Source organism: Virgibacillus dokdonensis (assembly GCF_900166595.1).
GTDB classification, from domain to species: Bacteria; Bacillota; Bacilli; order Bacillales; family Amphibacillaceae; genus Virgibacillus; species Virgibacillus dokdonensis.
The window spans coordinates 1-6,619 of sequence record NZ_LT745749.1 but is presented as its reverse complement, the minus strand read 5'-3'; the positions used below and the strand labels follow the sequence as shown (position 1 = coordinate 6,619).

7 protein-coding genes and 1 other RNA gene are annotated in these 6,619 nt (G+C 38.5%); 5 read left to right on the top strand and 3 right to left on the bottom strand.

The features are described 5' to 3' along the window. Nucleotides 1–316: 316 nt before the first annotated feature. Nucleotides 317–1,549: an NO-inducible flavohemoprotein gene (hmpA, locus tag B2C77_RS00060; RefSeq protein WP_077701764.1), complete on the bottom strand. Its 1,233-nt coding sequence runs from the start codon at nt 1,547–1,549 to the stop codon at nt 317–319. Nucleotides 1,550–1,689: 140 nt separating this feature from the next. Between hmpA and B2C77_RS00055 the strand changes: the two genes are divergently transcribed. After that, on the top strand, nt 1,690–2,124 hold the full coding sequence (locus B2C77_RS00055) for an RrF2 family transcriptional regulator (protein WP_077701763.1): 435 nt from the start codon (nt 1,690–1,692) through the stop codon (nt 2,122–2,124). Nucleotides 2,125–2,187: 63 nt separating this feature from the next. Continuing rightward, nucleotides 2,188–2,703 carry a type 1 glutamine amidotransferase domain-containing protein gene (locus tag B2C77_RS00050; RefSeq protein WP_077701762.1) on the top strand — a complete coding sequence of 172 codons (516 nt, stop codon included), beginning with the start codon at nt 2,188–2,190 and terminating at the stop codon, nt 2,701–2,703. 454 nt (nt 2,704–3,157) lie between these two features. Here B2C77_RS00050 and B2C77_RS00045 read toward each other — a convergent pair whose 3' ends face one another. After that, a complete protein-coding gene (locus tag B2C77_RS00045; RefSeq protein WP_077701761.1) occupies nt 3,158–4,450 on the bottom strand; it encodes a glycoside hydrolase family 18 protein in 1,293 nt (430 codons plus the stop codon). Nucleotides 4,451–4,516: 66 nt separating this feature from the next. Beyond that, nucleotides 4,517–5,050, bottom strand: a complete 534-nt coding sequence (locus B2C77_RS00040; RefSeq protein WP_077701760.1) for a cysteine hydrolase family protein — start codon at nt 5,048–5,050, stop codon at nt 4,517–4,519. A gap of 209 nt (nt 5,051–5,259) precedes the next feature. On the opposite strand from B2C77_RS00040, the gene tadA reads away from it, so the two are divergent. The 3 genes from tadA to B2C77_RS00025 form a co-directional block, all read left to right on the top strand. Then, the gene (tadA, locus tag B2C77_RS00035; protein WP_077701759.1) at nt 5,260–5,742 is read left to right on the top strand and encodes a tRNA adenosine(34) deaminase TadA; all 483 of its coding nucleotides are present in this window, start codon (nt 5,260–5,262) and stop codon (nt 5,740–5,742) included. Between the two features lie 88 nt (nt 5,743–5,830). Further along, an RNA gene (gene ffs / locus B2C77_RS00030) (signal recognition particle sRNA large type) lies at nt 5,831–6,096 on the top strand. Between the two features lie 205 nt (nt 6,097–6,301). Beyond that, nucleotides 6,302–6,619 (top strand): transposase family protein (locus tag B2C77_RS00025; protein ID WP_141130620.1); only part of this gene is annotated, 318 nt, incomplete at its 3' end.

The following is a 6,619-nucleotide window of genomic DNA, read 5'->3' as shown; positions in this document are numbered from 1 at the left end:
CGACCAGAAAGGCCGAATTCATGATATTCCTCTATGAATACCAGTTCTGTTTTGGTAAGATGGGTGTAGGACATGTCAGATACACTCTCCTTAACTTTGGTTGGTTATTCGTTGAGTATATCATGACATGTCTTTTTTGGTGTCTCGCTTAATTTTACAATCTAGGGGAGTTAAAGTTTAAGAAAATGGAAGAATTACTCCATAAAGATTTCGTGACAAATGGTTATTCGCAACAGTGAGGGATAAATCCCCCACTGATGGAAGATCACTTTATTTCCAAATGTTAATACCAGCTTCAAAACAGAATAGAAAAAAGTTACGAAGCGCTCATATCTGCCGCGGGGCCAAAAACCTCATAATGGATATCTGCATCGTCTACATGTAACTGTTTGAGGATAAGCAATGTTGTTTGCATAAACCCTTTTGGACCGCAGAAATAAAAGGATGCATTGGTAGTTGGCAGAACAGAGTGTAGCCAGTTGTAACTGATATAGCCATTTACATCACATAGATGCTCGTTTTCAGGTTGACTATATAAAGTATAGCTTGAAACATTTGCATGTTGCTTACTAATCGTATTTACACGATCCTTAAATGCGTGATAATTACCTGATTTTGCAGCATGAATAAAGACTACTTTTCTATTCGGTTGTGTATGAATGACTGTTTCCAACATGCTCATCATTGGTGTTATTCCTACTCCGCCACTAAGGAGCACGATAGGTCTGTTATCGTTTCTATTTAGAAAGAAATCACCAGCTGGCGCTGTAAGTGGTAAAACACTTCCTTCGTTCACCGATTCGTGTAGGAAATTGGATACCTTTCCGTTTGGAGTTTTGGCATCACCAGCTTCACGTTTAACACTAATTCGGTAGTGATCTTTGTTAGGTGATGTAGATAAGCTGTATTGGCGTAGATGGGTGTAAGGTTCTTCTGGAATCTCTGCTTTCAGCGTGATATACTGCCCGGGAAAAAAATCAGGAATGGCAAGGCCATCTTCAGGTTGCAAATAAAACGATGTAATGACGTCGCTTTCTTTTATTTTTTGAATGACTTTAAAATTACGGAATCCTGTCCATCCACCAGTTTGTGCTTCAGCTTCTTCATATAGCTGTTGCTCCATGTCGATAAATAGTTGCGCAATGATACCGTATGCTTTTTCCCACGCAGCAATTATTTCATCACTCGCTACATCTCCTAAGACATCTTTCATCGCTAATAATAAGTATTTCCCAACAATCGGATATTGGTCTGGTTTTACGTTTAAACTTCGATGCTTATGGGCAATTTGCCGGACGTGAGGTACGATTTTTTCTAACTGGTCAATGTTTGCTGCAGCTGCGTACACCGTATTGGCCAATGCGATAGGTTGATCGCCACGTCGTTGATTCGTTTGATTGAAAAGGTGATTTAACTCGGGGTGATTGCTTAACATAAGTTGATAGAATCGCTTTGTAATAGCTGTCCCTTGCTTTTGTAAAATTGGAACTGTAGCTTTAATCAATTGCTTATTTTGTTCATCTAATTTGGTTTTTGCCGTTGTTTCCATAAAAAATCCTCCCATACAATAAAGATGTATTTTAAATACATCTTTATTGTATAATGAAAGAAAACGATATAAAACCTCTTACATCACATTTGTGTTACAATATTGTGAAAAACAAAAACCATTATATAGCAGGTGACATAATGAATCTTAAAAAATACACCGACTTCTCCCTTCGAGTATTAATATTGGCTGGAATGAAAACAGAACAGGAATTAACCACGATTAAGGAAATTTCTACTGTTTATCATATATCACAGGAGCACTTACGAAAGGTCGTTCATAACTTGACGAAACTAGGACTTATCCAATCCATTCGTGGCAGGCATGGCGGTCTCCGTTTAGCAAAGCCAGCGGAGGAAATCAACATAGGACAATTAGTTCGAACATTGGAAGATGATTTTGTATTATTGGAGTGTTTTGACAAGGAAACGAATCACTGTGTTATTTCGCCGGCGTGCACTTTAAAACATGCACTGAATCAAGCATTAATGGCTTTTTTTCAAGTGTTAGATGCATATACATTAAAGGATTTAATCCATAATGAACAAGAATTGCGTAAGCTTATGGGTATATGATGTTTTAATTTATGATTTTCGGGAAAAAGTACTTATGTAATATTCATAAAGGAGGAATCGTTTGTGAGTAAAAGAATTGCGACTGTCATCACAGATATGTTTGAGGATGTAGAATATACAGACCCAGCCAAAGCTTTTCAAGATGCTGGACATGAAGTAGTTACAATTGAAAAAGAAAAAGGGAAACAAGTAACAGGGAAAAACAACCAAGTTACCGTTACGATTGATTATGGAATTGACGATGTTAATCCGAGTGACTTTGATGCGCTGTTTATTCCGGGTGGTTTTTCTCCTGATATGCTGCGTGCAGATGAAAGGTTTGTCACATTTGCCAAGCATTTTATGGATGAGAAAAAACCTGTCTTTGCCATTTGTCATGGTCCACAGCTGTTAATTACAGCGAAAACATTGGAAGGAAGAAAAGCAACTGGATTTACATCCATTCAAGTGGATATGGAATATGCAGGCGCCAAGGTTGTAGACGAAGAAGTAGTTGTTTGCCAAAACCAACTCGTTACAAGTCGCCAGCCAGATGACATTCCGGCTTTTAACCGTGAGTCTTTAAATATATTAAGATAGGTATAAAAAATAAGTCCTCTTGCAGTAGAGGGCTTATTTTTTAGCACATAATAATGCTTTGAAAATTTGATGCTTTGGGATAATGAAATAACAGAATAAGCCACGTCCGGCTCCACAGCCTAGAAACTAGCACTTTACGAATCGGCCTATGCTAAGTCTAAGTCATGATTCCTAAATCTTTAGTTGTTTCGTGCCACTCTCTACGTTGCTAACCGGGCGCTTACGCTTTTGTTCCACTATAGGAAAGTATAAAAGCTTTAAGGTTTATAGTATAAGAAAAACAAAGGCTGCGCTAGTAGACTTGGCGACAGCCAAGTTTTTCTAATAAAGCTCATAGTAATAAGAAAACTTCCAATTGCTTCAAGACAGAGAATGTGGAAGCTTTTTCGGCATTCATCGTGTAGTCCATGTTTTTTAATGCTCCATGAAACGAAGCAAAAGTTAGCGTGTATGGTTATTCTAACTTTGTTATCGTAAATTGATCTTGTAATAATAACCAATTTTGCGGGAAGGCAAGCCCTAGTTTCCAATAAGAAATGCCTAACAACCCTAATTCTTTAATTAAATTAAACTTTGCCTGAATCGACCTTGCATCCTCAAACCATACTTCATGTCTTGTCCCTGCCTCATCCGTATAGGTGAAAAACGGTGCTTGTGCTCCTTGATCAAACATAATTTCTGCATTATTTTCTCTCGCAATGGTAATGGCTCGCTGTGGACTGACTGCTTGAGCGGGTTCTCCGTTATCAGCAGCATAAGGCAATGTCCAGTTATAACCATATAAGTTTTGCCCTAATAAGATTTTGTTCGCTGGAATTACTGTGAGTGCATAATCTACTACCTTTCGTACTTCATTGATAGGTGAAACAGCTAATGGTGGACCATACGTATATCCCCATTCATAGGTCATTAAGACAACAAAGTCAGCAACCTCCCCATGTACTGCATAATCATGTGCTTCATACCATTGTCCTGGTTGATCAGCTCGTGTTTTTGGTGCTAATGCAGTGGACATTAATAAGCCTGCTTGAGACAGCCTTTTCTTTGCTTTCCGTAAAAATGCATTATATGCTTCACGATCTTCGCTTGGTAAAAATTCAAAATCAAAATGGACATCCTTATACCCTTGTGTAGTTGCTGTATTAATAATATTATCAAGCAACGTATTTTGTACGCTTTGTACGGTTACGATAATATGACCAAGTTCCGGACTGAACTCTCCTCCTTCTAGGTTGGTTACAACAAGCATTTTTGCTACATTATTTTGTTCAGCAATTTCAGCTAGACTATTTAACGGCGGTGGTGTTAGACTGCCATCGCGGCCTACACGGTAGCTGAAAATAGCTAAATAAGTTAAATAAGGCGCTGCTTTTCGAGCAGAATTCTTTAGGGTTTCTGACACCGTATCGCCGGAAGGCTCAATATATGCATTTGTCGTGATTGGGGTCTTAGGTGCTGGCGGAATATATAATTGAAATCCCACTGGTATTATATTTCCTGGCGAGATTCCGTTTATTTGTGCTAAGGTTTCGAGAGGTATGTTAAATTGTTGGGCAATGGAAAATAAACTATCTCCAGGTTGAGCAAAGTAAAATTGTCCAATAATAGGAATGACAAGCGCTTGGCCGATAACTAGATTATTAGGTGCATCCAACTCATTGGCATCAATAATTGCTTGCGTAGAAGTTCTGTATGTAGAAGCGATTTGAAACAACGTATCTCCTGCAGACACAACATGGATTTGCAAAATAAATCCCTCCTTTCAAAGTTTTGCTACTGTTACTTTATGAGGAGGGAGACGGAGGTATGCTAATTATATTGCTGTTGTGTCTGCTTTCATAACTGCATGTAATAAATATAGGGCATAAGCATTATTATCTTTTCCTTCTGAAGCCATGCAATTTTCTGGAATATGCATCTTATATCCATACATATATGCATCCTTTGCTGTAAACAGAATACAAATATCTCCGGCAATTCCTGCCAAAATGAGACTGTCTTTATCTAATTCAGATAACAAAGATTGTAGAGGCGTTTGAAAAAAGGCGGAATGCTGTGGTTTAATAAGAAAATAGTCTTGGTCATCTGGCTTTAAAGCTTCTATAATGTCTTTACTTGCGTCATTGTAGCAGTGGTCAATTATTTTACGAAAGTCTGCTTGCCAAAGACCGTAATGATCATTAACATAAATAATAGGTAATTTATTGGTTTTGGCAAATTTACGTAAAGACATAAGGTGTGGAAGGATTTCTTTCGTATTGGAAGCTAATGCTTTTCCACCATCAAAATGAAAATCGTTGATAATATCTACAAATAAAACGGCGGTTTTTTCCAATGATTTGAGCACGAAAATCCCCTCTCTCTTCTGATAGAGTATATAAGGCTATCTTTCATGTGACTAATCTGTGAGATAAAGTACACCAAAAATTCCAATTACAAGTCATATTCAATGAAATACGGTGAAGGGTGGACATCATAGATCAGTTGCGTATCGGATACTTTCTTAAGTATTATTACCGAATTTCCGTTTTTCAAACTAGAAAGTAGTGTGATGAGATGAATACTATAGATGAACAAAGGATGTTTACAGCTATACAAGAAGCAAAAAAAGCAGCCGCACAAAATGAAGTTCCGATTGGTGCTGTAATTGTATATCAAAATGAAATGATAGCTACCGCATATAATGTACGTGAAACAACACAAAGTACGTTGGCACACGCGGAATTGTTAGCGATACAAAAAGCAAATGATAAGATTGGCAGTTGGCGATTAGAGGATTGTACGTTGTATGTTACATTAGAACCTTGTCCAATGTGTGCAGGTGCGATAGTGCAGTCGAGGATAAAAAGGGTTGTCTACGGAGCACCTGATCCTAAAGCGGGTTGTGCTGGTACGTTGCTAAATTTACTACATGAAGACCGCTTTAATCATCAAGTTGATATAACTGCAGGCATTTTGGAAGCAGAATGTGCTACATTACTAAAGGATTTTTTTAAAAAGATTCGTAAGCAAAAAAAGCCAGACCAAAAAGAAAATTAGACCTGGACAAAGTTTAAATATAATTGTACCCAAACTTTCCACCATCTGCTATTGCAATTTGCTTGTATTATCGTTATAATGATTAGTGCCGTGCTAAGCGGGGAGGTAGCGGTGCCCTGTACTCGCAATCCGCTATAGCGAGGCCGAATTCCCGTCTGAGGTACGATGACTTTATGGTCTGCCTCAAGGGATTGGTGTTGACGTTTAGGTCCTGCGCAACAGAAACCTACGAATCCTGTCAGGTCCGGAAGGAAGCAGCAGTAAGTGGTCATTTCTGTGTGCCGCGGGGAAGCCTAAGCCGAGTCATGAACTTGAGTAACGCATAGGGTCACCGTATCGATGACGGGTGCACGGTATACATAATGACTATAAAAAGCTCTGTCCAATGTTAGACAGAGCTTTTCTAATACGATTAGGAAGCAAAATATTTGGAGAAAGACGGCTCTATACTAAATGTTGGGGTTTCCCCACAATTTGCGCATAAAAATATACACGCAAACATCCAATTCTTTTATACTTGAATTGACTAGAAACAAGAAAAGATTGGAGTTGCGTGCAAATGAATTTTACCATAAAAATGCCTGGTCTTGAAGATGTATGGATTACAAAAGTGGAGGAAATGGAAGGTGGTATTGCGCTTCATGTAGAAATGCCTGTCAAGGTACACAAGTGTCCCAGCTGTGGAAAGAGAACCAAGAAAGTTCATGATTATCGGATCCAAAAGATCAAACATTTAAAGTGGTTTGAACGATTAACTTATCTCTTCTACAAAAAACGCCGCTATGCCTGTTCGTGCTGCGGGAAACGATTTGCGGAGGAGAATCCTTTTGTTCATCGATATCAACGGCTTTCTATGGAATGGAATCGGGCGGTATCC

Bases quoted from the DNA above. Each gene is read 5' to 3' on its own strand.
- hmpA (WP_077701764.1), bottom strand. From the start codon at position 1,549: ATGGAAACAACGGCAAAAACCAAATTAGATGAACAAAATAAGCAATTG.
- B2C77_RS00055 (WP_077701763.1), top strand. From the start codon at position 1,690: ATGAATCTTAAAAAATACACCGACTTCTCCCTTCGAGTATTAATATTG.
- tadA (WP_077701759.1), top strand. From the start codon at position 5,260: ATGAATACTATAGATGAACAAAGGATGTTTACAGCTATACAAGAAGCA.